General features: G+C 67.4%; 24 protein-coding genes. 17 read left to right on the forward strand and 7 right to left on the reverse strand.

All coding sequences use genetic code 11. The features are described from left to right. Nucleotides 1-5: 5 nt before the first annotated feature. The 6 genes from OC372_RS12305 to OC372_RS12330 are packed head-to-tail and all read left to right on the forward strand — an operon-like array spanning nt 6 to nt 3,950. Nucleotides 6-1,670, forward strand: coding sequence for a hypothetical protein (locus OC372_RS12305; RefSeq protein ID WP_262002230.1), 1,665 nt, complete (start codon nt 6-8; stop codon nt 1,668-1,670). A 9-nt stretch (nt 1,671-1,679) separates the two neighbouring features. Beyond that, nucleotides 1,680-1,883, forward strand: a complete 204-nt coding sequence (locus OC372_RS12310) for a hypothetical protein (protein ID WP_262002231.1) — start codon at nt 1,680-1,682, stop codon at nt 1,881-1,883. Next, entirely contained in the window at nt 1,884-2,696 is an 813-nt protein-coding gene (locus OC372_RS12315; protein WP_262002232.1) for a fibronectin type III domain-containing protein, read from the forward strand. It abuts the gene before it with no gap. 17 nt (nt 2,697-2,713) lie between these two features. Beyond that, nucleotides 2,714-3,499: a peptidoglycan-binding protein gene (locus OC372_RS12320; RefSeq protein WP_262002233.1), complete on the forward strand. Its 786-nt coding sequence runs from the start codon at nt 2,714-2,716 to the stop codon at nt 3,497-3,499. Next, entirely contained in the window at nt 3,496-3,708 is a 213-nt protein-coding gene (locus tag OC372_RS12325; RefSeq protein ID WP_262002234.1) for a hypothetical protein, read from the forward strand. The genes OC372_RS12320 and OC372_RS12325 overlap by 4 nt, the downstream gene beginning before the upstream one ends. Before the next feature lie 14 nt (nt 3,709-3,722). Next, entirely contained in the window at nt 3,723-3,950 is a 228-nt protein-coding gene (locus OC372_RS12330) for a hypothetical protein (protein WP_262002235.1), read from the forward strand. Between the two features lie 44 nt (nt 3,951-3,994). On the opposite strand, the gene OC372_RS12335 is transcribed toward OC372_RS12330, so the two are convergent. Both OC372_RS12335 and OC372_RS12340 read right to left on the reverse strand, forming a co-directional pair. Further along, nucleotides 3,995-4,864 (reverse strand): tyrosine-type recombinase/integrase, encoded by an 870-nt coding sequence (locus tag OC372_RS12335; RefSeq protein WP_262002236.1) that lies wholly within the window; start codon nt 4,862-4,864, stop codon nt 3,995-3,997. A 444-nt stretch (nt 4,865-5,308) separates the two neighbouring features. Then, nucleotides 5,309-6,244, reverse strand: coding sequence for a LysR family transcriptional regulator (locus tag OC372_RS12340; RefSeq protein WP_105711079.1), 936 nt, complete (start codon nt 6,242-6,244; stop codon nt 5,309-5,311). A 71-nt stretch (nt 6,245-6,315) separates the two neighbouring features. Here OC372_RS12340 and OC372_RS12345 point away from each other — a divergent pair, with 71 nt between their 5' ends. Beyond that, a complete protein-coding gene (locus OC372_RS12345) occupies nt 6,316-8,046 on the forward strand; it encodes an L-aspartate oxidase (RefSeq protein ID WP_262002237.1) in 1,731 nt (576 codons plus the stop codon). A 93-nt stretch (nt 8,047-8,139) separates the two neighbouring features. On the opposite strand, the gene OC372_RS12350 is transcribed toward OC372_RS12345, so the two are convergent. After that, complete coding sequence (locus tag OC372_RS12350; RefSeq protein ID WP_262002238.1) at nt 8,140-8,421, reverse strand: hypothetical protein; 282 nt, start codon at nt 8,419-8,421, stop codon at nt 8,140-8,142. 126 nt (nt 8,422-8,547) lie between these two features. On the opposite strand from OC372_RS12350, the gene OC372_RS12355 reads away from it, so the two are divergent. From OC372_RS12355 to OC372_RS12370, 4 genes are all read left to right on the forward strand, one after another. Further along, entirely contained in the window at nt 8,548-10,044 is a 1,497-nt protein-coding gene (locus OC372_RS12355) for an L-serine ammonia-lyase, iron-sulfur-dependent, subunit alpha (protein WP_262002239.1), read from the forward strand. A gap of 69 nt (nt 10,045-10,113) precedes the next feature. After that, nucleotides 10,114-10,869 (forward strand): AAA family ATPase, encoded by a 756-nt coding sequence (locus OC372_RS12360; protein ID WP_262002240.1) that lies wholly within the window; start codon nt 10,114-10,116, stop codon nt 10,867-10,869. 51 nt (nt 10,870-10,920) lie between these two features. After that, a complete protein-coding gene (locus OC372_RS12365) occupies nt 10,921-11,703 on the forward strand; it encodes an ABC transporter ATP-binding protein (RefSeq protein WP_262002241.1) in 783 nt (260 codons plus the stop codon). After that, nucleotides 11,700-12,434: an ABC transporter permease gene (locus OC372_RS12370; RefSeq protein WP_262002242.1), complete on the forward strand. Its 735-nt coding sequence runs from the start codon at nt 11,700-11,702 to the stop codon at nt 12,432-12,434. The genes OC372_RS12365 and OC372_RS12370 overlap by 4 nt, the downstream gene beginning before the upstream one ends. Nucleotides 12,435-12,455: 21 nt before the next feature. On the opposite strand, the gene hrpB is transcribed toward OC372_RS12370, so the two are convergent. The 3 genes from hrpB to OC372_RS12385 all read right to left on the reverse strand — a co-directional run bounded on the left by hrpB (nt 12,456) and on the right by OC372_RS12385 (nt 17,238). After that, nucleotides 12,456-15,011 (reverse strand): ATP-dependent helicase HrpB, encoded by a 2,556-nt coding sequence (hrpB, locus tag OC372_RS12375; protein ID WP_262002243.1) that lies wholly within the window; start codon nt 15,009-15,011, stop codon nt 12,456-12,458. A gap of 84 nt (nt 15,012-15,095) precedes the next feature. Then, entirely contained in the window at nt 15,096-16,697 is a 1,602-nt protein-coding gene (locus OC372_RS12380; RefSeq protein WP_262002244.1) for an SPFH domain-containing protein, read from the reverse strand. Nucleotides 16,698-16,809: 112 nt separating this feature from the next. Further along, complete coding sequence (locus OC372_RS12385; RefSeq protein WP_029263791.1) at nt 16,810-17,238, reverse strand: MarR family winged helix-turn-helix transcriptional regulator; 429 nt, start codon at nt 17,236-17,238, stop codon at nt 16,810-16,812. Between the two features lie 446 nt (nt 17,239-17,684). Here OC372_RS12385 and OC372_RS12390 point away from each other — a divergent pair, with 446 nt between their 5' ends. The 4 genes from OC372_RS12390 (at nt 17,685) to OC372_RS19345 (ending at nt 23,494) form a co-directional block, all read left to right on the forward strand. Continuing rightward, nucleotides 17,685-18,422 carry a TnsA-like heteromeric transposase endonuclease subunit gene (locus OC372_RS12390; RefSeq protein WP_262002245.1) on the forward strand — a complete coding sequence of 246 codons (738 nt, stop codon included), beginning with the start codon at nt 17,685-17,687 and terminating at the stop codon, nt 18,420-18,422. Beyond that, a complete protein-coding gene (locus tag OC372_RS12395; protein WP_262002246.1) occupies nt 18,422-20,425 on the forward strand; it encodes a Mu transposase C-terminal domain-containing protein in 2,004 nt (667 codons plus the stop codon). Before OC372_RS12390 ends, OC372_RS12395 begins: the two co-directional genes overlap by 1 nt. Then, on the forward strand, nt 20,422-21,450 hold the full coding sequence (locus OC372_RS12400) for an ATP-binding protein (protein ID WP_262002247.1): 1,029 nt from the start codon (nt 20,422-20,424) through the stop codon (nt 21,448-21,450). The genes OC372_RS12395 and OC372_RS12400 overlap by 4 nt, the downstream gene beginning before the upstream one ends. 1,381 nt (nt 21,451-22,831) lie before the next feature. Then, complete coding sequence (locus OC372_RS19345) at nt 22,832-23,494, forward strand: hypothetical protein (RefSeq protein ID WP_045264201.1); 663 nt, start codon at nt 22,832-22,834, stop codon at nt 23,492-23,494. Here OC372_RS19345 and OC372_RS19350 read toward each other — a convergent pair. After that, entirely contained in the window at nt 23,375-23,659 is a 285-nt protein-coding gene (locus OC372_RS19350) for a helix-turn-helix transcriptional regulator (RefSeq protein ID WP_315985397.1), read from the reverse strand. The two genes, OC372_RS19345 and OC372_RS19350, sit on opposite strands and share 120 nt — an antisense overlap. Before the next feature lie 262 nt (nt 23,660-23,921). Between OC372_RS19350 and OC372_RS12410 the strand changes: the two genes are divergently transcribed. Both OC372_RS12410 and OC372_RS12415 read left to right on the forward strand, forming a co-directional pair. Continuing rightward, entirely contained in the window at nt 23,922-24,344 is a 423-nt protein-coding gene (locus OC372_RS12410) for a hypothetical protein (protein ID WP_262002248.1), read from the forward strand. Nucleotides 24,345-24,430: 86 nt separating this feature from the next. Continuing rightward, on the forward strand, nt 24,431-24,808 hold the full coding sequence (locus OC372_RS12415) for a hypothetical protein (RefSeq protein WP_262002249.1): 378 nt from the start codon (nt 24,431-24,433) through the stop codon (nt 24,806-24,808). Nucleotides 24,809-24,817: the final 9 nt, after the last annotated feature.

The following is a 24,817-nucleotide window of genomic DNA, read 5'->3' on the forward strand; positions in this document are numbered from 1 at the left end:
CGCGCGTGGCCTTCCAGAACGCTCCCGCCGCATCCATCACCCTCCACACGGACACCGCTTCGACCGCGCTCAACATCTCCGGCGGGGACGTCACCGTGGACGCCGACCGGTACCCGTACGCCGGGGCATCCGTCACCGTGCCGCTGACCGACGTGGCCCTGATCGAACAGTTGCGCGTCGGCCAGCGCGTCGATATCGCCGCCACCGAAGGACAGACCGACCTCGATGCCGACCTTGGACTGATCCGCCGCGAGGTGTCCCACGACGGCAAGGAACTGACGTTCACCCTCGCATCGGACGAAGCGATCCTGGACGGCTGGGCCGACATCTACGAGGACACCACACCGCGCGACCACGAACAAAGCCTTCGCAGTCTCGTCAACCACGTCCTGGCGAAGGCGATACCCGGCGCCCACCTGGAGCCGGGGACGGTTGACGCCGACGTCTCGGCGGCATGGGACGGTCGGAACCTCATCGCCAACCCGCTCGGGAGCGCATCGACCGAGGGGTGGACGCGCATGGGCGCTGGGGTGGGCAACATCTCAACCCCGGTTGGGGGTCGCACTACGAATGCATACCGGCTCCGTATCACCGCGCCGACCTCCGGCAACGTCGGCGTCTTCTACGGCGAGGACGAAGGCGGCGGCGTGCCGATCGATCAGGGCACGGCCTACACGATCACGTGTTGGGTGCGGGCCAGCCACACCGTCCAGGTGATCCTGGGTGCCGTTGAACGCTACAACGCGAGCGCGCCCGGTGGCGTGACCTCCTATAGTGCCTGGCCGGTCACTCTCAGCCCGAACACCTGGACTCCGCTCCGGTTCAATCTGGGCACGTTGTCCTATGGCGTCGAGAAGATCGCGCCGCGCATCTGGACGCCTGGTGCACTACCCGCCGGTGGCTGGCTGGACGTCGATCAAGTCATGGTCTTTGACACCTTCGAGGACCTCGACGCCTTCAACGGGACGACCCCGTACGACGGCAAATACAACTACGTGTGGGACGGTGAGCCGTTCCGGTCCATCTCTCTGCGTGGCGCACACATCGACCGGCCGCGCGAGCTATTCACGTGGCGCGAAGGGAAGACGGCCTGGTCCTTCCTGGCCCCGCTGATCGCGTCGACCGGACTGCGCCTGTACTGCGACGAAAAGCGCCGCTGGCACCTCGTCGACCCCCTCGACTTCTCAGTCCCGGGGCGCGTATCTGTGCGCCCGTCAAACACGGTCAAGGGCGCGGACACGATCGACTCCGAAGACGAGGACGCATCTGTTACCGGCGTCGTCATCATCTGGCGCTGGTTCGACAACAAGGGCACACGCCGCGAGATGTTCGAGCGCGCGGGCGAGGCCGGGAAGGTGAAGACGCTGGAGTTTGAGCGGCCCTTTCCGGGCGAAGGACTCGCCGGGGCGCACCTCATGAAGCTACGCGGGCGACGCCGTACCCAGGACGTCACCGTGGCGACCGACTACAGCATCCGGCCTGGGCAGGAAATCCAGATCGACCTCCCGGGAACCGCCGTGCAGATCGGCACCCTAACCCGTGTCCAGTGGGACCTCACCGCCGGACTTATGACGCTCGGGTCCGGCGGACTCCGCGACACCCCGCCCGGTGCGATCGACCTTCTCACCGGCACCATCGACGCCCTCACCGGCACCATCGACAACCTCTAGGAGAGACACATGGCAATCGGAGATACCGCCGCACAAGCTGGCCTTCCCCTCGCCTCCGGCGGCAACCAGGCCAGCGACATTGACACCCTCATCAACGAGACCCGCGACATGGTCGGCATGCTCATGCTCTCGCTACCTCGACGCATCAGCGTCGGCGCGACCGCGCCGAGCTCGCCGCAAGTGGGCGACGTGTGGATCCGGACCGGGGCGTAAATGGCCTCCGACTTTGGCGACCTCAACGGGTCGGGCAATCAGCAGATCTACGTGGCGGTGAGCTACGTAGGCCCCAACCAGGCCGGGAACTACTCGACCTATCGCGGTGAGGTTCGCTACTACGGCAACGGATGGGGGTCTTGGGACTCGTCATCCACGTTCTATTGGTCCGCGGCCTTCGGCGGACGCCAGTTCTCGGGCACCTGGAACATCCCTCACGCGCGCCGCAACGACACTTACACGGTCCTCTGGACGGGCACCTTCACCATCGCCCACAGTGCCGAGGGTTACGGGCCGTCGTTCGGCATCTTCGCGTCGATCGACACCAACCACACCAGCATCGGGGACGGCACCGCGTCCGCGACCGAGGGAGCCGCCCCGCGCATCCCGAAGCCGCCGACCCTGGTCCGCAACGTCCGCGCCACGAAGGTCGACCCCACGGCCCTGACGATCGCGTGGGACGCTCCCGCCGACAATCGGGGCGCGGCGGTCATCGACTACCGCGTCCGCATCAACGTGCGAAGCCCCGCTGACTCGGCACCGTACACCGACGTCGTGCTGGGAGCCGGTGCCCGGTCCCACACGTTCAAGAACCTTCGCCCCGCGACGCCGTACTACGTCGTGGTGTACGCCCGTAACTCCGCCGGGAACTCCCCGAAGTCCACCCAGCTCAACACCCGCACCAACTCGGGTGCCTACCTCTGGACCGGGAGCAAGTGGGAGGGCGTGGAAACGCTCCCCTTCGAGCTTGCCGGGTTCGGTCCGGGCGAAGTCCTCACCTACACCTCCAGCGGCTGGAAACAGGCGCTCTAAACGAAAGGCGACACCACATGTCGAAACTTCCCATTCCCTTCGCGAAGCACACCACCTACGCCGGTCACTCCGGCGTCGACTTCCCGTACGGCGCGGGCACCCTCGTGAAGGCCAGCGGACCGGGCAAAGTCGTGGGTCGTGGCTACACCTCGCGGGCCGGGTACTACGTCCGCATTCAGTACGCCAACGCCCGAGTGCTCTCGTGCCACTTCAACAACCTGGCATCGACGCCGCCCCTCGACCGCCTCGTGGCTGAGGGGACCGTGATCGGCACCATCGGCAACACCGGCAACTCCAAGGGCAACCACCTTCACCAGGAGGTCGACGGGGCCGCGACGTCGGACGGGTACTGGAAGTACCACGACTCGACGCGCGTCGTCGGCCAGAGCGGCGGCGGGCGCACGATCGGACGCAACACCACCAAGCGGCCCGTGAAGGACATTCAGCGGGTCGTCGGTGCCAACCAGGACGGCAAGTACGGGGCCGACACGACGGCGCGCGTCATGGCCTGGCAGAAGGCCAACGGCCTCACCGCTGACGGCGTCTGGGGGCCGCTCTCCGACGCCCGAGCATTCTCGCCCGTGACCACCCGGCCCGTCATCCGACGCGGTGCCAAGGGTGCCCACGTCCTCGCCCTCCAGACCCGCCTCCGTAACGCCTACAGCCTGTACGCCGGGAAGCTCGCCCTGGACTCCGACTTCGGTCCCTCGACCGAGCGGGCCGTGAAGGAGTTCCAGCGCCGGTCCGGCCTCGCGGTCGACGGCGTGGTGGGCGCGAAGACCTGGAAGGCGCTGAGCCTGTGACCGCCGATCCCATCGTCCTCGCGATCCTCGCATTCGCGGGCGTCGTCGTCGCCGCCCTCGTCGCCGGGGGTGTCACCCTCGCCATACAACTGACGAAGTGGTACGTCCAGAATCAGCGCCTGTGGTTCTGGAACCGCCAACTCGTCGACCACATCTACCTGGGCAAGGGACCGCCCGCACCGGCCCCGCCCGCCGACCTGTTCGACTAACCGAAAGGAACAACATGACTGACACATACACGACCCGACGCGAGCGGCGCGCCGCGCTCCGAGCCAAGGGAGCCACCGTGCTCACGCCCGCATTCCGACGCTGGGCCTACGGGGTCGCGGCGGCGGCGCTCGGCGTGGCCGTGTTCGGCGGGTGGGTGCCGCCGGGGGCCGCTCCGGTGATCCTGCCGCTCATCATGGCCGCGCTGTACGTCGACGAGAGCGGGGAGCCGAAGGCGTCCTGACGGTCAGACGAAGAACGGCCCTCGCCTGGTGGCGAGGGCCGTTCTCATACCGCGACCAGCTTTCGGTCGGTCGGGTCGGGTGGGGCGTATCCGGCGGCGGCGTACACCGCCGCGCGCAAGCGGGCGTCTGCCGGTCGGATGTAATGCTGAGAGGCGCTGAGGTTCGCGTGGCCGAGCAACTTCCCGGCGGTCATCACGTCGCCGTTGGTGGCCTCGTGAACGTTCGTACCGAAGGCGTGCCGGAGCTTGTGCCCGGTCCAGTTGCCGTCGATCGAGTCGCGCAGGACCTCGCCCACGCGACGCGGGGAGAGGTGCCCGTCGATCTTGCCCGGGAAGAAGTGCCCGGGTCCGAGCGCGCGAAGCTCCAGGGCCATGCGCGGCGTGAGCGGCACGATACGGACCTTGCGACCCTTCCCGTGGACCAGGAGGGACCAGCCCAGGAGGTCCTGGCGCAAGTCCTCCGAATGTCCTACCGCAATCTCGCTCCGGCGTAGGCCGTGATCGTATGCCAGCCTGAGCATGATCTCCGCGCGCTTGTCGCCCCGGACCCGCGCGCTCCGCTGGGACGCCTCGTACACGGGAGCCGGGACCGGATCGGGGTTCGGCGTCGCGGCCTTCACTCGAGGCAGTTGCTTCGCCGGATTCACCAGCGTGTAGCCGTTGCGCTTCGCCCACTTGTAGAACTCGCGCAGACCGGCGTACCGGCTCCGACGCGTCTCGGTGCTCCAGTCCATCGCGCCGACGTAGCGCAGAAGGTGAGGCGCGCGCACCGCGTCGGGAAGCATCCCTATGCGGCGCGCCATGTGCGCGAGTTGTTCACGGCGTGCGCGAATCGTGTTCGGTGACCGGTCGGACGCGACCAGGTGTAGCGCGTAGTCGTCGATGATCTGTGACCATTCGGCAACGATCGGCATTGACATAGTATTTCCCCCTCTTACTCGGGTGAGGATAGGGAAAAACGGCCCCGGTCGCTTTGCGGCAGGGTGGGGAACGCCCGCCCCTCGTGGAACGACTGGATGCCCCGCAGGCACGAAGCGACATGCGGCGGCGTCGGCGCGGACGGCGGGATGCCGGGCACGGACGTAATCGGCGCGCCTTGCTCAAGCTCGGCGGCGATCATCGCGTCCCACGCGGCGCTCACAGGGCCACCGCCTCAGAGAGCACGAGCCACTGATATTCGGCGTCCAGGACCTCGTCCGAGACTCCCAACCAGAAGGTTAGGGGTTCGAGTCCCTTCGGGCGCACACTGTGTTGAGACAGTACAGAATCCCCGTCGCGAAAGCGGCGGGGATTCTGCTGTATCCGGGCCGTTGTGTCGCGACGACTGATGGTGCGCTCTCGGTTGACCGCAGGCAGCGTCAGAGCAGGCTCGTGATCGCGGGGTCGCGGCGCGCGACCTCCGCGGCCGTGGCGACGATGACCTCGCGGATCGCCGCGACCGCGACGGCGGGGGTGACGTCCGCACGGTGGGCGAGGCTCACGGTGCGGGTCATCATCGGATGTGTCAACCGCACCGAGCGCAGCGCGGGGCGATCGAGCAGCACCATCGCCGGGACCACCGCGACGCCGACACCGCGCTCGACGAAGCGCAGCACGGCATCCATCTCGGCACCCTCGAGCACGTGCGTGGGCACCAGGCCCTCCGCGCGGAAGGCGGCGTCGGTGGTCGCTCGCAGCTCGTACGTCTCGTCGAGGGCGATGAGCGGGAGGGTGGCCAGGTGGGAGAGGCTCATCGCGGGCATGGTCGAGACGGGTGGCTCCGTCGCGGCGGAGATGACGACGAGCTCTTCGGCGAGCAGTGGCATGCGCGTGAGGCTGAAGCCCGACGGTGGTGGACCGTCGGATTCGGTGATGAGGGCGATGTCGACGGCGCCGACGGCCAACTGCTCGACGAGCCGTCGGGAGCCGCTCTCGGTCAGATGCAGATCGACGCCCGGATGGCTGGCGTGGAACACGCTGATCGCCTCGGCGACGAGGCTGATGCAGAGGGTCGGTGGCGCGCCCAGTCGCACACGTCCACGGCGGAGACCGGCCAGCTCGCCCATCTCGTCGCGGATGGCGTCGGCTTCGGCGAGCATGCGCTGTGCGCGGGGGAGGAGTGTCTCGCCCGCGGCGGTGAGCGCGATGTGACCGCGTGCGCGGTGGAACAGTTCGGCGCCGAGCTCGCGTTCGAGCGTGGAGATCTGTCGGCTCAGCGACGGCTGTGCCAGGTGCAGGTGCTCGGAGGCGCGGGTGAAGTGTCCGAGGCGTGCGACCTCGACGAACCCGCGGAGCTGCTCGAGGTTCATGGTCATAGCCTACCGGCATCGTTTCCACTCGAACTATGCATTGGAGTTATTAGGGTCCCCTAATTAGCGTGGAAAGCATGTCTACCCCCGAACGTCAGATATCCACCACCGTCCTCGTGATCGGCACCGGCGGCTCCGGTCTGCGCGCAGCGATCGAGATCGCCGAACACGGCGTCGATGTCCTCGCCGTCGGCAAACGTCCGCGTCAGGACGCGCACACCTCCCTCGCGGCCGGCGGCATCAACGCGGCGCTCGGCACCATGGACGCCGAGGACAGCTGGCAGCAGCACGCGGCCGACACCATCAAGGAGAGCTACCTGCTCGCCAACCCGCACACGGTCGAGATCGTCACCCAGGGCGCCGAGCGCGGCATCCGCGACCTCGAACGGTGGGGCATGGACTTCGCCCGCGAAGACGACGGCCGCATCTCGCAGCGGTTCTTCGGCGCGCACACCTTCCGCCGCACCGCTTTCGCCGGTGACTACACGGGCCTCGAGATCCAGCGCACGCTCGTGCGCAAGGCCGAGCAGCTCGAGGTCCCGATCCTCGACCACGTCTACATCACCCGTCTGCTCGTACGCGACAACGTCGTGTTCGGCGCCTACGGGTTCGACCAGGCCGACGGCACCCGCTACCTGATCCACGCGGATGCCGTGATCCTCGCGGCCGGCGGGCACAACCGCATCTGGCGCCGCACCTCGTCGCGTCGCGACGAGAACACCGGCGACTCCTTCCGCCTCGCGGTCGACGCCGGAGCGCGCCTGCGCGACCCGGAGCTCGTGCAGTTCCACCCGTCCGGCATCATCGAGCCGGAGAACGCCGCCGGCACCCTGATCTCCGAGGCCGCACGTGGGGAGGGCGGCATCCTCCGCAACGCCCTGGGCGAGCGGTTCATGGAGAAGTACGACCCCGAGCGCATGGAGCTGTCGACCCGCGACCGCGTCGCGCTCGCCGCGTACACCGAGATCAAGGAAGGACGCGGCACCGAGAACGGCGGCGTCTGGCTCGACGTGTCGCATCTGCCGCGCGAGACGATCATGACCCGGCTGCCGCGGGTCTATCAGACGATGATGGAGCTGCAGATGCTCGACATCACGACCGATCCGATCGAGATCGCCCCCACCGCGCACTACTCGATGGGTGGGGTCTGGGTGCGCCCGGAGGACCACCAGACCGACGTCGAGGGGCTGTACGCGATCGGCGAGGCCTCCAGCGGGCTCCACGGCGCGAACCGGCTCGGCGGCAACTCGCTCATCGAGCTGCTCGTGTACGGACGCATCGTCGGGCAGGCGGCCATGGAGCACGCGGCCGGGCTCGACGCGCAGCGCCGGTCGGCGACGGCGGTCGCGGCAGCACGGGCCGAGATCAACGACCTGCTCGCCGCGGAGGGGCGCGAGAACGTGCGCGCCCTGCAGCGCGCCATCCGCAACCTGATGACCGAGTACGCCGGCGTCGTCCGTTCGGAAGACGGGCTGCGTGCGGGCCTCGCCGACCTCGACATGATCGAGGGGCGCATGGAGGACGTGGGAATCCACCCCGACATCGCCGGTTTCCAGGACCTCGCGCACGCGTTCGACCTCAAGGCCTCGGCGCTCGCCGCTCGTGCCACGCTCGAGGCCGCGCTGGAGCGCCGGGAGACGCGCGGATGCCACAACCGCAGCGACTTCCCCGACACCGACCCGACCCTGCAGGTGAACCTGGTGTGGTCGCCGACCGCGGGCGTCACCCGCGAGGAGATCCCGGAGGTCTCGCCCGAGATCGCCGAGCTCATGCGCGAGGTCGATACCGCGGGCAAGCTCGTCGAGTAGGTCCCCCGGGACCCCGCGTCCACGCCGAGACCCCGCCCTGCTGATGTCTGCGGGGCGGGGTCTCGGCGGTGATCCGGGGCTTCAGCGAGTTACTCAGCCGGCCTGCGGCTCTTCCGTGTCGACGACCCCGATGCCCACGGCCTCGTGGTCGGGCTCGGGTTCTTCGCGCTTCGGAGCTTGGGGTTCCTCGCCCGGGTCCTTCTCGGTGCTCGGCTCTTCGAGGTCTTCGGTGCTCGGCACCTCGCTCGGGTCGGCGTCTTCGGGCGATTCGGCCTCGGCGGGTGTGGTCGCCTCGTCCGCGCTCGTGTCGGAGGCCGGCGTGGGCGTGGGCGTCTGCGCCTCGGCGGGATCCTGTCCGGGAGTGTTGTTCGTCATGATGGCCCCTTTTCCTGGTGTCGTCCGATCAGGATGCCTCGGAAGCACGCGTGGCTGAAGGGGCTTGACGCGGCGCCGAGTTAACCGGGGTGAACCGAAGGTGCCGATGCGGCGTAGCCTGGAGGGGTGACTGCGTACGTCTCGGCCTTCGACCTCTTCTCCATCGGAGTGGGGCCTTCGAGCTCCCATACGGTCGGACCGATGCGGGCCGCCCTCGACTTCGCGCGTCGGCTCTCCGCGACGGGCGCCCTCCCGCGCGTGGCGCGCGTCGGCAGCACGCTGTACGGCTCGCTCGGTGCCACCGGGATCGGGCACGGGACTCCGGATGCCGTGGTCGCCGGGCTCCGCGGACTCGCGCCGGAGACGTGCGACCCCGCCGACGTGAGATCCGCCTGGACGGACTTCCCCGTGGGCGGCGCGCTGTCGATCGACGGCATCCATGACGTCCCGTTCGCGAAGGATGACATCGTCTTCGCGCCGCGCACCCGGCTGCCCGGTCATCCGAACGCCATGACGATCACCGCGTGGGATGCCGCGGAGCAGGTCGTCGCCGAAGAGACCTATTACTCGGTCGGCGGCGGCTTCATCCGCCGGGACGGAGAGGACGCGAAACTCACGACCGCGGGGTTCCCCTATTCGTATGCAGATGCCGCGTCGCTGCTCGCCGTGTGCGACGAGAACGGACTGTCGATCGCCGAGGTCGCGCGGCTCAACGAGACCTCGCTGCGCGGCGAGGAGGAGGTCGCGGCCGGGCTCGACGCGATCTGGGATGCGATGTCGGGGTGCGTCGATGCCGGCCTCCACGCCGACGGCACGCTGCCCGGCATCCTCAAGGTCAAGCGGCGGGCCGGAGTGATCCGCGGCCAGCTCGAAGCGGTCGAGGCCGACGGGCATCGAGAACTGCCGGGCGAATGGCTCGGCGCCTTCGCGCTGGCCGTCAACGAGGAGAACGCGGCGGGCGGCCGGGTCGTCACGGCGCCGACGAACGGTGCTGCCGGCATCCTCCCGGCCGTCGCCATGTACTGGTGGCGGTTCCTCGCCGATTCCGGCCTGGGGGCGGGCAACGCCGTGACTCCCTACGGTGAGCTGGTCGGCAGCGCGCTGCTGGGGTTCGAGTCGGATGTGCGGGCGCTGGAGAATGCCAGCGACCTCGACGAGGAGCAGACCGCGGAGGCGAACCGTCGCCGCGGCATCCGTCGTTTCCTGCTGACCGCGACCGCACTCGGATCGCTGTTCAAGGCCAACGCGTCGATCTCCGGAGCCGAGGGCGGATGCCAGGCCGAGGTCGGCTCCGCGTGCGCGATGGCGGCCGGCGGCCTCACCGCGGTGATGGGTGGCACGAACCGCCAGATCGAGAACGCGGCCGAGATCGCGATGGAGCACCACCTGGGCCTCACCTGCGACCCGATCGGCGGACTCGTGCAGATCCCGTGCATCGAACGCAACGCGATCGCCGCGTCGACGGCGGTCACGGCGGCTCGTCTCGCACTGCGCGGCGACGGCAGCCACTATGTCTCACTGGATGCGGTCGTCGAGACGATGCGTCAGACGGGTGCCGACATGTCGACCAAGTACAAGGAGACCAGCGAGGGCGGCCTCGCGGTCAACGTCATCGAGTGCTGATCGCGCCCGCGCGACTCCATGTCCGCGGATGCCGGTAGCCTCCACGAGACACCACGCGGAGGGAGCACGATGGAGGCGTTCTGGGAGCCGAGCTCTCGCCGACGGCGGCAGCAGCCGGTCGTGGCGGTGCGCCCGAACGACGACGCCCCGACGCCGGATGGGGAATGGCCGACGAGCATTCCCGCGGTCGCCCAGGTGCTGCGGGAGGGGATCGATCTCGACCCCGGGGTGACGTTCCTCGTGGGCGAGAACGGCAGCGGCAAGTCGACCCTGGTCGAAGGCGTCGCACTCGCCTACGGCCTCTCGCCCGAGGGCGGTTCGCGTCAGGCGCGGCACAGCACCCGAGCGACCGAGTCCCCGTTGTCGGAGTGGATCCGGCTGCAGCGCGGCGTGGGAGCCAACCGCTGGGGCTTCTTCCTGCGGGCCGAGACGATGCACTCGTTCTACACCTATCTCGAAGACAACCCGTCGACCGCCGGCGCCGATGTGCCGTTCCACGAGATGAGCCACGGCGAGTCGTTCCTCGCGCTGTTGGAGAGCCGCTTCGACGAGCCGGGCTTCTACTGCCTCGACGAGCCGGAGGCCGCCCTGTCGTTCAACTCGACCCTGGCGCTCATCGCCGTGCTGCGGCGCATCGCCGACGACGGTGGGCAGGTGCTGTGCGCCACGCACTCGCCGGTGCTCGCGGCGCTGCCCGGCGCGAAGATCCTCGAAGTGGGGGCGTGGGGAGTCCGTCCCGCCGAATGGGGCGACCTCGAGATCGTGAACCACTGGCGCTCGTTCCTCGAGCATCCGACACGCTACCTCCGCCACCTGCTCGACTGAGGAAGGCCGACCTCTTCTGCGTGCTCGAGGCGCAGGCGCATAATTCATCACATGATGAATGACTCGGCCGTCGAGATCGCGCAGCTGCGCGTGAACCGCGGGGCGGTGCAGGTCTTCGACGGGATCGACCTCACGATCCCGCGCGGACAGGTCACGGGGCTGCTCGGACCGTCGGGATGCGGCAAGACCACCCTGATGCGCTCGATCGTCGGTGTGCAGCGGATCGCCGGGGGTGATGTCACCGTCCTCGGCGAGACGGGCGGATCGCGACAGCTCCGCCACCGCGTCGCCTACGGCACACAGGGCGCTGCGGTGTACGGCGACCTCAGCGTGCGCCAGAACCTCTCGTACTTCGCCTCGCTGCTCAAGGCGCCGAAGGGCGATGTGGACAGGGTGATCGACGAAGTCGGGCTGCGGGCCCAGGCGGGGCAGCGCGTCGACGCGCTCAGCGGCGGCCAGGCGACGCGGGTGTCGCTCGCGGTCGCGCTCATCGGCTCCCCCGAGCTGGTCGTGCTCGACGAGCCGACGGTCGGACTCGACCCCGTGCTGCGCGCCGAGCTGTGGGCATTGTTCCGAGGCCTGGCAGACCGCGGCGTGACCCTCATCGTGTCGAGCCACGTCATGGACGAGGCGGTGCGCTGCGACCGGCTGCTGCTGATGCGGGAGGGGCGGATCATCGCCGACACCACACCCACGTCGCTCCTCGCCGACACCGGCACGACCGATGCCGAGTCCGCGTTCCTGGCACTGATCGAACGGGATCGCAACGGCGATACCGACGTCCCTCGTTCGCGGCGAGAAGCCCGCGAGCACCGAGAGGGGGCCGGAGGATGAACGGCCGCCGGATGCTCGCCACCGCCGGGCGCGTGCTCGCCCAGCTGCGGCACGATCCGCGGTCGATCGCCCTGATGCTCGTCGCGCCGAGCCTGCTGGTCGGTCTCTTCGCCTGGCTGTTCAGCGACCAGGAGGGCGTCTTCGACCAGTTCGGCGGGGCGATCCTGGCGCTGTTCCCGTTCATCGTGATGTTCCTCATCACGTCGATCACCACCCTGCGCGAGCGCCGTTCGGGAACCCTCGAGCGTCTGATGACCACACCTCTCGAGAAGGCCGACTTCATCCTCGGTTATGCGCTCGCGTTCGGGTTGATGGCTCTGCTGCAGGCGGTGATCACGGTGTCGTTCGCGGTCGGGGTGTGCGGCCTCGATGTCGACGGGCCGCTGTGGCAGCTCGGACTCGTCGCGGTCGTCGATGCGCTGCTCGGCACGGCCCTCGGGCTCCTCGCCAGCGCGTTCGCCCAGACCGAGTTCCAGGCGGTGCAGTTCATGCCGTTGCTCGTGTTCCCGCAGATCATCCTCGGCGGCCTGTTCATGCCCCGCGACCAGATGCCGGATGTCCTCTACGCCATCTCGGACTGGCTCCCGCTCAGCTACGCGATCGACACGATCAACGCGGTGGCCGCGGGCGACGAGGGCTGGGACGTGTTCGGTCCGCTGCTCATCGTTGTGGCCTTCGCGGTGGGTGCCCTCGTGCTCGCGTCGCTCACGCTGCGGCGGCGCACGCGCTGAGGCTCCGACTCCGGCCGCTGCTCAGCGCGCCGCGCGGTTCTTCGTGTGCTTGGTCGGCACGGCGGCCCACGGGTCTTCGGGCCACGGATGCCGGGGGTAGCGGCCGCGCATCTCGGCGCGCACCTGGCTGTACGGGCCGGACCAGAACGAGGCGAGGTCGTCGGTGACCGCGAGCGGACGCCCGGCGGGGGACAGCAGGTGGAACAGCACCGGCACCCGCCCGTCGACGAGCCTGGGAGTCTCGGCCCACCCGAAGCACTCCTGCAGCTTCACGGCGACGACCGGCCGTGCGTGCGGGTCGCAGTCGGGCTCCGGGTAGGTGATGCGGACGCGGGATCCGCTGGGCACCTCGAGGCGCTCCGGCGCGAGCTCATCGAGGCGCACGGCATCGGGCCACGGCAGCAGGCGCCGGAGCGGTGACGAGAGTTCCAGCCGTGCTGCGGGGGTGCCGGACGCGAGGCGATCGAGCTCGGGCGCGAGCCACACGTCGAGGGAGTCGACCAGCCCGGCATCCGAGACATCGGGCCACGGATCGCCGACCTCTCGTCGCAACAGTGCGAGTCGCCGGCGCAGCGCGTCTGCGGTGTCGGACCAGGTGAAGATACCGAGCCCGTCGCGGCGGAGCGCCCGGCGCACGGCGTCGCGGCCCTCCTGTGCCGACGCCTTCACGGGCGCCGAGGACCGCGGAATGGCGCCGATCCGCCGCTCGCGTCGAGCCTGGACGCGGCCTCCGACGAACTCCGCCTCGACGCGGTCGGTCATCAGGTGGCTCGCCGCCTGCTCCATCTGCGCTTCGGTGAGCACAGCGGCCGACCGGATGATCGCGCCGGACCCGGCCGCGGCGCGCGCGGTGGCGCGCGCGACGTCGGCGACGGCGAGCCACTCCACCGCTGCGAGCGGACCCCGCACCCCGGCCCGGGTTCCGGAGGCCAGCAGGAATGTCGCCCCTTCGGCGGTGCGCTCGACGCGATGTGCGATCCGGCCGGGGAACGCCAGCGCGATCACGAGCCCGACTCCGTCGAGGTCCGACCGGACACCCGGCGCGTCCCGGACCATGCGTTCGAGGCGGTTCGCATCGTCGCGCCATCGGCGGGCCTCCGGGCTCCGACCGCCGCGCAGCGCGATGAGGGCCTGCGCGATGTCGGCATCCGAGACGCGCAGCTCGCCGCTCACCAGCGCGACGACCTCGGCCGCGAGTCGGCTTCCGACGACCGGGCTGCCGTCGCGAAGCGCTCGGGCGAGACGAGGATCGGTCGGGATGCGCGCCAGGACGCGGCCCTCCGCGGTGGCGCGACCGTCGTCATCGATCGCGCCGAGAGCCCGAAGCACCGTGATCGCATCGGCCAGGTTCTCGGCCGGCAGCGGGTCGATCATCCGCAGTCCGATGCCGCCCGGGGCACCCCAGCAGGCGAGAAGCAGCGCGGCATCCGCGAGGTCGATCACCGCGATCTCGGGCACGGGACGGGCGGGCGCCGCCGCGTAGGTGCGTTCGTCGACGCAGCGGATGACCGTGCCGGGGCCCTGACGGGTGCCGCGCCCCGCACGCTGCACGCACGACGAGCGCGATGCGGCGGTGGTGACGAGGCCCGTCATGCCGCGGCCGGCATCGCGCTGCGGATGCCGCGACAGGCAGCTGTCGACGACGAGGCGCACCCCCGGCACGGTGAGCGAGGACTCCGCGAGCGATGTCGTGACGATGATGCGCGGACGGTCGGCCGGCGCGCGGCCGCGGATCACGGCATCCTGCTCGGCCGGCGGGATCTGGCCGTGCAGTTCGCGTACGTCGAAGGCATCGCTCGCAGCGCGGACGCGGCGGGCGATCTCCGACACCTCACGAGCCCCTGGCGCGAAGACCAGCACGTCGGCTTTCGGGTCTTCGCGCACCAGGTCCACGGCCGCGGATGCCGTGACGACCGCGACGTGATCGAGGAAGCCCCAGGTGACGCCGCGCTCGTCGAGGCGGGGGACGGGGCTCGGAGCCCACTGCACGGTGAGGGGGAAGGCGGGGACATCGTGGTCGACGATCGGCGCGGGGGAGTCGTCCGTGCCGATGACGGCGGCGATGCGCGCCGCGTCGAGGGTCGCGGACATGGCGATCACCACCAGGTCATCCCGAAGCTCGCGCACCTCCGAGAGCAGCCCGATCAGGAGGTCGGTCTCGAGCGCGCGTTCGTGCACCTCGTCGAGGATCACGGCATCCACACCGTCGAGTCCCGGGTCGTCGAGCATCCGTCGAAGCAGGACTCCGGCCGTGACGAACTCGACCTGCGTCTCGGGTCCTGCCGAGCGCTCGCCGCGGACGGTGAATCCCACGCGTGACCCGAGGGGCGACCCGTCGAGGTGGGCGAGGCGTCGGGCGGCCGCGCGGGCGGCGACGCGGCGGGGCTGGGTGACGATCACGCGACCGGTGCTCCGCGAGGCGAGGAGCGGGGGCACGAGGGTGGTCTTGCCCGTGCCGGGTGGGGCGGTGACGACCACCGATCCGCTCGCATCGAGTGCTGCGGACAGTTCGTCGAGCGCGGCCGCGAACGAGAGCCCCGCGCCGATGGCGGCGAGGTCGAAGGCGGCGGACGTCATCCGTCCAGTCTGCCCGTCGCAGAGACCAAGCAGCGGATGCCGCGACCGAACCGGCCGCGGCATCCGCTTGTCGTGAAGGTGTGTTTACTCCGCTGCCGGAGCCGGCGGTGCGGGCGGCGGCGGGGTGGTCGGCGTCGAGACGCGCGGTGCGGGTGCCGCAGGCGTGGCTTCCGCGACACCAGTTCCGAAGCCGCGGCCGACGGCCTGACCCTGGATGATGCCGGCGAGGTCGAGCCCGGTGGCCGAGTGGACGCTCTCGAACACCGAGGCCAGGGCCTTGGCGTTGTCGGCACCGACGACGTCTGATGCGCCGTCCTGGCCCGAGCCGCCGATGATCGACACGTTGCCGATCGCTGCGTACCCCTTCGAGAACTCGGCCATGATCGACGGCAGCACCTCGAGCACGCGCTGCGAGAGGAAGGCGTCCTGGTTCGAGGCGATGGCCTTGGCCTCGGCCTCGAGCGCCGCGGCGCGCGCGTCACCCTCGGCGCGGATCGCCTCGGCTTCGGCGGCAGCCTGCAGGCGTCGGGCGTGAGCCTCGGCCTCGGCCTTCGAGCGCAGCGCGTCGGCCTCACCGGTGGCGCTCGCGACGGCAGCCGCGGCCTCACCGGCGGCGCGGGCCTTGTCGGCCTCGGCCTGCTGCTCGGCGATGCGGGTGCGGGCCTCGGCCTGCTTGACCTGCTCGATCGCGGCGGCCTCGGCCGCCCGCTCGCGCGTGTAGAGCTCGGCCTGAGCACGGGTCTCGGCCTCGTACCGCTGCGCGTCGGCGACGCGCTTGACGTCGGCGTCGAGCTGGGCCTGCTTGTTCTCGGCCTGCTGCTGCAGCACGGCCTGCTGCGCCTGCTCGCGGGCGAGGTTCTCGGCCTGCTCCGCCTCGGCGCGCGCGCGACCGATGCCGGCGTTCGAGTTGGCGGTGTTCGTGTCGAGCGCGGTCTGCTCGATCAGGTTGGCTTCCTGGTTCGCGATGTTCTTCTGGTTGATCGCGCGGTCGGCGTTGGTCTGCGAGATCTCGGCGGACTGACGCTTCGCCTGGATCTCGGGAGCGCCGAGCGACTGGATGTAGCCGACCTTGTCGGTGATGCCCTTGATCTGGAACGAGTCCAGGATGAGGCCCTGCTCGGCGAGTTCCTGCGAGACGTCGGCGGCGATCTGGTCGGAGAACTTCTTCCGCTCGCGCATCAGCTCGACGACCGACAGCGTCGCGACGATTCCACGGAGGGCACCTTCGAGCTGTTCGGTGGTGAACTGCTCGATGGCCTTGTCCTGCGAGGCGAAGCGCTCGGCGGCACGGCGCACCAGGATGGGGTCGGAGCCGATCTTCACGATCGCGACACCGTCGACGTTCAGGGTCACGCTGTCGAGCGACTGCGCCTCGGCGTTGAGCGAGACCTGGCGCGAGCGCAGCGAGATGATCTCATGGCGCTGCGTGATCGGGTTGACGAGCGACTTGCCGTTGACGATGACGGTGACGGGCGACTCCGACATCTCGGAGCGGCTCGACCCGTCGGTCGCGATGACCGCGGTCTGCACCTTCTGCTTGCGGCCCGAGATGACGAGGGCCTCGTCGGCTCGGGCGACCTTGATCCAGCTGCGTGCGAACAGCAGCAGGATGAGCAGCAGGACGACGGCGACGACGACTGCGATACCGACGATGACGAGGATGCCGACGATTCCGGCGAACTCCATGGATGACCTCCCTGGTTCCCCCCGAGGGGGCGGTCTGACGTGCCCGCGACACAGCGGGCGTACGCACCCCACCCTGCCAGAAACGGAAGCGGGCCGTTCTCGCGGCCGCGGGTCAGCGGGTGCGGAGCTTCTCCGCGAGGTCGCGCAGCGTGCGCAGCTCGTCATCGCCGAGGCGCGACATGCGGTCGGCGATCGAGCGCCCGTGCACGGTGGCGAGGGAGCGGAACGCCCGGGCCCCTTCATCCGTCGCGCGGATCAGCGCACCGCGTCCGTCGTCGGGGTCGGCGCACTTGGCCACGAGCCCGCGTGTCACCATGCGGTCGACCAGGCGCGAGACGCTCGGCTGGCTGATCAGCATGTTCGCGGTGATGTCGCGCAGCCGCGCGGTCATGCCGGGGGAGCGGGTGACGGTGAGCAGCACGTCGTACTCGGCCTGACCCAGGTCGCTGTGCTCGAAGTCCGACATCATCTCGGTGAACAACTCGTGCTGCGCGCGGAACAGGCTCTCCCAGGCCTCCAGGGCGAGCTTGCGATCGGTCATGTTCACAGAATAGTGGGAACAGTAAAGGGCCGGTCGGAGAGGCTCCCGACCGGCCCTTGTCCCTTGCACCAAGAGTGTCCTGCAATCACATGCGGTGTATGCCACAGCAAACATTCACCGTGTGATCACTGTATAACGGCGAGATAACGAATGCAACGGTTTGGTCACGGAAAGTTCCGTGGCGGGATCAGTTGTCCGATCTCACGAAAAGTGTCGGAGTCTCACGAAGGCTGTCGGAGAGTCTCACGAAAGTGTCGGAGTCTCACTAGACGTGTCGGAAGAGCGGCGTGTCGACCAGCCTCGTTGGGTGCCGGACATAGTCTGCCCGTGAGCAGATCCCCAGTCGGGGCATCTTTGTCAGGGCTCAGGACATAGGCCAGTACCGCTCCCCAGGAGAGAGGCTGACTGCCGAATAGGAAGTATCCGTCGATGTCGATTGGATCCCTATGGACCTGACTCAGAAGTGGCCTGTTCCTCCCACCACTGAAGCGAACCGGACGCGAGCTCGCGTTGAGTACCGTCTCGATGGCGTGCAACTAGAGCTTGACGCCGTCGACTGCGACAGCGTGCCCTTCGAACGAGGCAATCCCGTTCGGAACTTTCCCAGTTGGCGGCTCAAGCGGCACTACGACGGCTACCACTGGATGGGAGCGCTTGGCGCGTCGGTCGGATTCGAGTCGCTGACGGAGCGGGGCTGCCTCATCGAATTGGACCGCACCCCGGGCGTGGTTGCGGTCGCCAGCCAGCCCATGTGGATCCGATGGACCACGCCCGACGGCCCGCGCGAGCACTGCCCGGACTACTTCGTGCGTCTGGACGACGGGCACGCCGTGCTGATGGACGTCAAGCCGGCGACTCAGATCAAGGACGACGTCAGAAGACAGTTCGACATGACAGCGGTGTTCGCCGCTGAGCGCGGCTGGCGGTATGTCGTCTATGACGCGGAATCGGTAGTCCGCGAGGCCAACCTCCGATTCCTGGGCCCGTTCCGAGACTGGGCGAGCAGCGAAGAACTGCCAAGGCTCCCAGAAGATGGGCTGCCCCTGGCTGAGGTAGCTGCGCTGCTCGGCGTCGGGTCCGAGGGCTTCGCACACTGCTACGCGCACCTCTGGTCAGGGGCGCTCGAGGCAGATCTCGATCAAGCCCTCAACATCAGAACGATCGTGTGGCAAAGGAGCGTGTGATGCGCGTTGTAGTTGGCGGGTCGCTCACGTGGCGTCAACGCAAGTTCTCGGTCTTGTTCATTGAGAAGGATTCGGCGATGCTCCGAGATGAGGACGGAAGTGAGGTCGAAGTCGCTCTCGACGAGCTTCGACATGATGCAACACCGGTGCCTAGCGACACTTCAGGTCTGCTGAACCTTTCTCTGCAGGTGCAGGACATCACGCCGGACATGGATCCGTGGCTGCAATCGTGCATACGCATCGAGGGGACCCGAGAAGAGATCGGGGTCGGGAAGGCTGTTGAAGCAGAGCGCGAGTGGCTGGAGGTGCGCCTAAGCAGAACTGTCTCCACGCGCGCCGTGGAGCGTCGGCTTAAAGCGTTCCGAGAGCAGGGGACGACCACTGCAGGCAAAGGCTCCCCACGCAAGAGCACATGGGATCCACGCCTCGTCGAGGCCATCAACCACGTACTCGGAGGAAAGAGCCGCGCCTCGACTGTGAGTCGAACTACAGCGATCGAACAAATCATGAGGCGCGTCGAACGTCTCCACGGCGATGCGGTGAAGATGCCGAGCCGAGCGACGTTCTTCCGACTTCTCGAAGCAGACGAGCACGGGCAATTCACCTTCGGTTCGGCCAAGACTCGCGAGTCGATTGCGCTTCAACCCGACGGCACATTCGGCACTCGCACCGCACTGCGTCCCGGCGAACTGGTCGAGATGGACTCCACGCGGATCGATGTCATGTTGCGGATCGATGACGAAACCGTCGGCCGGCCCGAACTGACGATTCTCCTTGACGTCGCAAGTCGCTCGATTCTTGCCGCGATGCTGCGCCCCGAAGGGACGAAGAGCGTCGACCTGGTGGCTGTCCTTGCACGGGCCCTGGTGCCCTATGGCCGGCGTATGGAAGGGGTTCGCGAGACCCGACAGCTGATTTCGACGGCATGGGCTGACGATCAACTGATCGATCAGGAGCGATTTGAGCGATTGCGTCTTGCGCAGCCGTATGTGTTTCCCGACACGATCACCACCGACCGCGGACGAAACTATTTGTCGCGGCATTTCCGCGCTGCGTGTGAAACCTTGAATATCTCGCTGATCACCTCGGCGCCGCACACACCAACGGACAAACCGCACGTAGAGCGAGCGTTCGGGGCCATCAACTCAATGCTGCTGCAGCACGTGAAGGGATATGTCGGCCGCAGCGTCGAACATCGCGGTCGCGACACAGACACGGAATCCGACGAACTACTGACGATCGCACAGGCCCAGGAGCTCCTGGAGGACTGGATCGCGGTCGAGTGGCAGAATCGTCCGCATGACGGACTGCGGGACCCGTTGCATCCGCGTATCAAGTTGTCGCCGAACGAGATGTGTCGCGCGTTCCGTGCTTATGTGCCCGAACTCCACGTACCGCTGACGCGAGACGACTACATCGCGCTGCTACCTGTGGACTACCGAGTTCTGAACCGCTACGGCGTGCGCATCGATAACCGCGTCTACAACTCCGAGCGGCTCAAAGGCCTGTGGAGGCGCAAGTCTCCTGACAAAGTGCGGAACGGCCGATGGCCGATCCGCGTAGACCCCTACAATCTGCACGTCGTCTGGCTCGAGCGGGACGGCGAGTTCATCCCTCTGAGATGGTCCAATCAGGTCCATGAACTCCCGATGCTGGGTGATGTCTGGCGGTACGCCCGCACGTCGCGCTCCGGTGGTGTCGCTGAGCTCGATGCTGAACGTCGCGAGCTTGCGATGGCGATCAAGGCGTTCGCCGGTCAAGGGAATCCGTCGCCTCGAAGCAACGGTCAGAAGCGAAGCGGGCGAGAGCGCGCTCGATTGGCAGCGATCGCTGAAGATCCGATGAACTTCACAAGTGTGAAGAGCATCGAGGACGAGGAACGACCTGCTGACGATGACAACTCTTCCATCGAGACCACCTCTATTGAGGAATGGCCTAACACCGGTGGCTTCCCTCTCATCGGAGACAGGCTCGACGAGGTGCGGCGGAGGATCGACGAATGATCGAGATCGCGACCAAGGAAGGCTGGCGCGAGCACGTTGACACCGCGTATGAGCGCCCGGCGCCGGTCACATCCGAGGAGCTTCGGGCCATGAGCTTCGGGGACCGCGCGTTATATAACCAGGGACGAGCTCAATACTCGCAGGCAGGCGCCTTCGTGCGGACACCGCAGTTCGAAGCCTTCCAGCGAGCCGTTCGCGATCGCGTCATGCTCAACGCCTACCGACGAGTCGGGAAGCTAGGCCTGATCCTCTCGGGGGAGCCAGGGCAGGGCAAGACCACTTCGCTAGTTGAGATCGGTAGAGCACACGAACGCAGGCGGCGAGACACCGGCCACCCGGCTGCGGGGCCGGGCATGCTCCCAGTCGTGTATGTCGCGGTACCTGCCCAGTGCTCAGCCAAAGCTCTGATGCATGAGTTCGCCCGATTCCTTGGTCTCCCGGTTCTCGGCAGGATGACCTACGGGGACCTGCTGGAAGCGGTCTCGAACGCCCTGCGCAGATGCTCCACCGAACTCGTCTTGGTCGATGACGTGCATCACCTCGATCTGAAGTACCGGCAGAACGTCGAAGCATCAGACATGCTCAAGCAGCTTTCCGAGCGATGTGGAGGCACGTTCGTCTACGCCGGAATCGCAGTTGAGGGGACCGGACTTCTCGACGGCTCACGTGGTGGGCAGATCGGGAAGCGATTCGAAGTGCACGTGGCCTTACCATTTCCTTTGATCTCGACCGCGGAGAAGGCTCGCTGGGGTGATCTGCTTCTCGCCATGGAGAGCTCACTGTGTCTAGCAGAGCAACGGCCAGGATCGATTCTGTCCGCGGCGCCGACACTGCACGCGCTGACGGGCGGGGAGATCGGACTGCTCAAGGACCTCTTGCAGTTCGCTGCCCTGAGCGCGATGGACAACGGAACCGAGAAGCTCGATTCGGCCGCATTCGAACGCGACCTTGCCCGCCGTCAGACGGCCGCAACGCTCCACACAAGCAAGCCGCGACGATCGCGAACGCCTGTGAGTGCGGCATGACCTCGCGTCCCGGGCTTCCGACTTCCGTTCGCCTGTATCCGGGAGAAACGGCGGCGAGCTACTGGGCGCGGCTTTGCGCCGCAAACGCAATCGGCGAAAAGGACCTCTGGTTGGCGTTGCGACGCGAGGATCGAACCCTCCCAATTCGGGTGACACCGAGAAGCGCCCTCCGGAAGATCGAGGCGTTGGGTGGGCTTCCGGATGGTGCATTGCTCCGCGAAGCCGGCGGTCGCGCCTGTGAACATGGTGGCGCCACGCGTCAAGTCGAATGCCCGAGTTGTCGCATGATTCCGGCAGCTGTGGCTCTCTGCAGACGGTGCGCCCGAGGCGAACTGGTCACAGTCGCGCGTATGCACGGTCCGGTCTGCGTGCGACACCGGAGGTGGCACGGAAGCGGCCGAGATATTCCCCTGCCGGGGAGGCACAAGCACCTGCTCGCGCAACGCCTGCTGAATGGAACTCTCACTCTTCGAGGTGTGCCGTATCGGTCACCCGAAGTTGATGCGGCCGCGGAGTTGCTGCGACTGCGAAATCTCGAAGGTGGGTGCGCAGCTGAACTTCTGGATGACGAGATTCCTCAATTTCCGCGGCGAATCGCGCTCACTGCGCGGCTCACTGACGCTCGTCTCGCGAACGTTCTGATGTCGCAGGGTCTCGGTGGGTACGCACTGGCAATGCTGTTCGATCGCGTAGTCGCCGCGCACTCTCTAGGGCATCGCGCCGTGGACGGCATCTTCGACAGCCTGAGAATTCAGGGACGGGAACTCTGGATCGGCAGGTCCGCGGTCGCGACGCAAGGCGGCTGCGTGCTTACGCCCGCTGCCAGGCGCATGCTTCCGAGGGTCAAGGCGATCAGGGCGCATGTGCTGAACCATCGTGTGGAACTGAGGTCGAGGTAGGCATGCGAACTCTTCCCTGTCGTGTGATTCCGCTGCCCGGGGAGACGCCTGCCGGTTTCCTAGCTAGGTTGGCCGTCGCCAACTCGCTCGATCTCAGCGCGCTCACCCACTATTTGGAGCGGACGGTTGGTGCCAACAGGTCGAGCTCGACCAACGCTCGATTCACATCTGCGACTGAGGCAATCGGTGCGCTGCCTCCCGGGTACTTCGCCAAGGAGCGCGCACGCTTCCGTCTGTATCGGCGCTGCCACCACGTTCGGTGGATGCTTCGACGCTGCGCCACGTGCGAAGTTGTTGATCGCGCTCGCTCCGCGTGCTTGGTATGCAGCGACGGAAACCCGACTGAGGTGTTCAGTAGGGGAGGTGGGTTTTGCATTCGCCACCGTCGATGGCACTTCCTCGGTGAAGATGAACTCCTGTCCACCCCGTCGGCGTGCCATCGCGCCGAACAGTCGATTTCAGGAATCCTTTGGAGACGTGGAGTGACGATGCACACGGGCGAATACGACCTTGCCCTGCGCTTGATCATCGACAGCTGGCAAGAGCGACCTGACGCGCGCTGGCTCCGAGCCTCGTGCTCGTATGCGCCGGCAGTTGACCTGCTCGTGACGCTAACGCACCCTGACGTCACGCTCAGCTTGTTTGCACTCGCCGAGAGCGACTCCCAGCAGGTCGAAGGGCTCATCGGGCTCGTCGTAGGCATTGGAGGTGGAAGCCGGACGGCGGAACTGGAATCGACCGCAGCCACGGTCGTAGCAGTTCACCGCGCCGCGATGTACACCGCGATCCGAATGCCGAAATCGAGCGGGGCGACGGTATCGAAAACGCCATTTGAGAAGGGGGTCGCGGAAGCGTCCTACCGTGAGAAAGCGGTTCTCCTGCGCCACATCACGCGCTCCGGCAGAAGAGCGGACATCCTGGAGCGTTCTGTGCGTGCGGCACCTGCATCTCGGGTCGTATCCCGGCGCATCGTTCCCGGCTGGGCCGACGATGCACCGTGGGTCACGCAGGGGCCTGAACAGCGCTCAGCGACTTCGAAGATCGGGAGCGTTCCCCGGGACCAGATCGGTCAAGGTGATGCCGAGCACCTGGGTGAGAGCCAGGAGAGTTCGCAACGTCGGGTTAGCCGGGTGGCCGGGGCGTGATTCGCCCTTCTCGTACTTCTGATACGTGTACCGGGTCAGCCCGGCGCGGTAGGCCACGTCTTCCTGGCTCAGATTGGCTTTGTGGCGAGCAGTGCGAAGGGAAGTGGCGAAGCGCTGCGCGAACGCAGCCCAATCTGCTTCCAAGTCGTCGTTCCGCTGGCGCACCTTCCAAGCGTCTAGATCCGGGCGCTCATGTTTGGCCTAATCGGTATGGCATAATTTGGGAGGCCATACGAAACAATCATCATCTTCGTCGGATTGCTCCGCTACTCCCTGCACGTGTGCTGCCCATCCCGGTGACTGGCGGTCGCGGCGCGGGATCGGCCCGTGCATGCGACCGCGAAATGTGATGGTGTGCGTCATGTGTGAGGCGTTCCCGATCTGGTGGCAGGACATCACGAGTCCGCCGCCTACAGAATGGGTGTACATGTTCGAAGAGTTCACCGGCGATGACACCGCGGAGGAATGGGCACTGGCTGCCGCTATCTTCATCGCGCAGACACGACGCCGCACGGGCCTCGGTCCGACGTTCGCCGAACTCTTCACCCACCTGCTGCCCGACACCGGTGGATTGCCGGGTCCTTTCCCAGAACTCGAGTTCATGGAGCGCCGACGGGCGGTCACGGGATTTCGAGGTCACGCCGCTATCGAGTGGCGTCGTCGAGGAATGATTAGCTTCGATAGGGCCGTGATGCGCAGTCTGCGCGTAGGGCGCGCGTTCCGTGAGCATTCTCGACTGCGGCAACAGTCCCGAGCGTCCCTAGTTGCCCGTAACGGTTCGAAGCATTCCACACTGGTCCTGCTTGCGGAACCGCTGGAGGTGGCTGACGACACGAACGAAGGTACGTAGGCTCCCATCGAGCCGAGGTACCCGTGAGCCACCACTAGCCCGTTCGAGTCGTCTAGAGCGGAGAACGTCGATCAGGAGGGGACGATATGACTGAGAACGCTCCGCCGGTGCTTCGGCGGATCATTGCGCGCATCGAACCTGGCTGGCCGGAGCTCATCGATGTGAGTTCCGGCTGGTACCCGCTTCTCGACCGGCTTGACAGAAAGCTCGCGGCGATCGCTCCGGGCTACGTCGTTCAGCAGATCAAATCAAAGTTCGGCTCTCTCAGCTTCTACGCTCGCGCATCCGACGACGTCTACGACTACAACAAAGAGTTCAGCGACGCCATCCTCGCCGCTGAGTGGGAGAGCACGACGACCTGCGAAGAATGCGGGGCACCGGCGAGGACCTACACGATCCGAATGTGGGTGTGGGCACTCTGTGCATCCCACGCTCGTGCCAAGGCCGAGGACGCAGCCGAATGAGGGCCGCCG

This window comes from Microbacterium sp. Mcb102, assembly GCF_024519805.1.
Taxonomy (GTDB): Bacteria; Actinomycetota; Actinomycetes; order Actinomycetales; family Microbacteriaceae; genus Microbacterium.

Excerpts from the sequence above, each read along its gene's own strand:
- OC372_RS12380 (WP_262002244.1), bottom strand. The coding sequence starts at position 16,697 with ATGGAGTTCGCCGGAATCGTCGGCATCCTCGTCATCGTCGGTATCGCA.
- OC372_RS12385 (WP_029263791.1), bottom strand. The coding sequence starts at position 17,238 with ATGACCGATCGCAAGCTCGCCCTGGAGGCCTGGGAGAGCCTGTTCCGC.
- OC372_RS12330 (WP_262002235.1), top strand. The coding sequence starts at position 3,723 with ATGACTGACACATACACGACCCGACGCGAGCGGCGCGCCGCGCTCCGA.
- OC372_RS12340 (WP_105711079.1), bottom strand. The coding sequence starts at position 6,244 with ATGACCATGAACCTCGAGCAGCTCCGCGGGTTCGTCGAGGTCGCACGC.
- OC372_RS12360 (WP_262002240.1), top strand. The coding sequence starts at position 10,114 with ATGGAGGCGTTCTGGGAGCCGAGCTCTCGCCGACGGCGGCAGCAGCCG.
- OC372_RS12335 (WP_262002236.1), bottom strand. The coding sequence starts at position 4,864 with ATGCCGATCGTTGCCGAATGGTCACAGATCATCGACGACTACGCGCTA.
- OC372_RS12315 (WP_262002232.1), top strand. The coding sequence starts at position 1,884 with ATGGCCTCCGACTTTGGCGACCTCAACGGGTCGGGCAATCAGCAGATC.
- OC372_RS12390 (WP_262002245.1), top strand. The coding sequence starts at position 17,685 with ATGGACCTGACTCAGAAGTGGCCTGTTCCTCCCACCACTGAAGCGAAC.
- OC372_RS12370 (WP_262002242.1), top strand. The coding sequence starts at position 11,700 with ATGAACGGCCGCCGGATGCTCGCCACCGCCGGGCGCGTGCTCGCCCAG.
- OC372_RS12415 (WP_262002249.1), top strand. The coding sequence starts at position 24,431 with ATGACTGAGAACGCTCCGCCGGTGCTTCGGCGGATCATTGCGCGCATC.
- OC372_RS12400 (WP_262002247.1), top strand. The coding sequence starts at position 20,422 with ATGATCGAGATCGCGACCAAGGAAGGCTGGCGCGAGCACGTTGACACC.
- OC372_RS12350 (WP_262002238.1), bottom strand. The coding sequence starts at position 8,421 with ATGACGAACAACACTCCCGGACAGGATCCCGCCGAGGCGCAGACGCCC.
- OC372_RS12345 (WP_262002237.1), top strand. The coding sequence starts at position 6,316 with ATGTCTACCCCCGAACGTCAGATATCCACCACCGTCCTCGTGATCGGC.
- OC372_RS12410 (WP_262002248.1), top strand. The coding sequence starts at position 23,922 with ATGTTCGAAGAGTTCACCGGCGATGACACCGCGGAGGAATGGGCACTG.
- OC372_RS12365 (WP_262002241.1), top strand. The coding sequence starts at position 10,921 with ATGATGAATGACTCGGCCGTCGAGATCGCGCAGCTGCGCGTGAACCGC.
- OC372_RS12320 (WP_262002233.1), top strand. The coding sequence starts at position 2,714 with ATGTCGAAACTTCCCATTCCCTTCGCGAAGCACACCACCTACGCCGGT.
- hrpB (WP_262002243.1), bottom strand. The coding sequence starts at position 15,011 with ATGACGTCCGCCGCCTTCGACCTCGCCGCCATCGGCGCGGGGCTCTCG.
- OC372_RS12395 (WP_262002246.1), top strand. The coding sequence starts at position 18,422 with ATGCGCGTTGTAGTTGGCGGGTCGCTCACGTGGCGTCAACGCAAGTTC.
- OC372_RS12310 (WP_262002231.1), top strand. The coding sequence starts at position 1,680 with ATGGCAATCGGAGATACCGCCGCACAAGCTGGCCTTCCCCTCGCCTCC.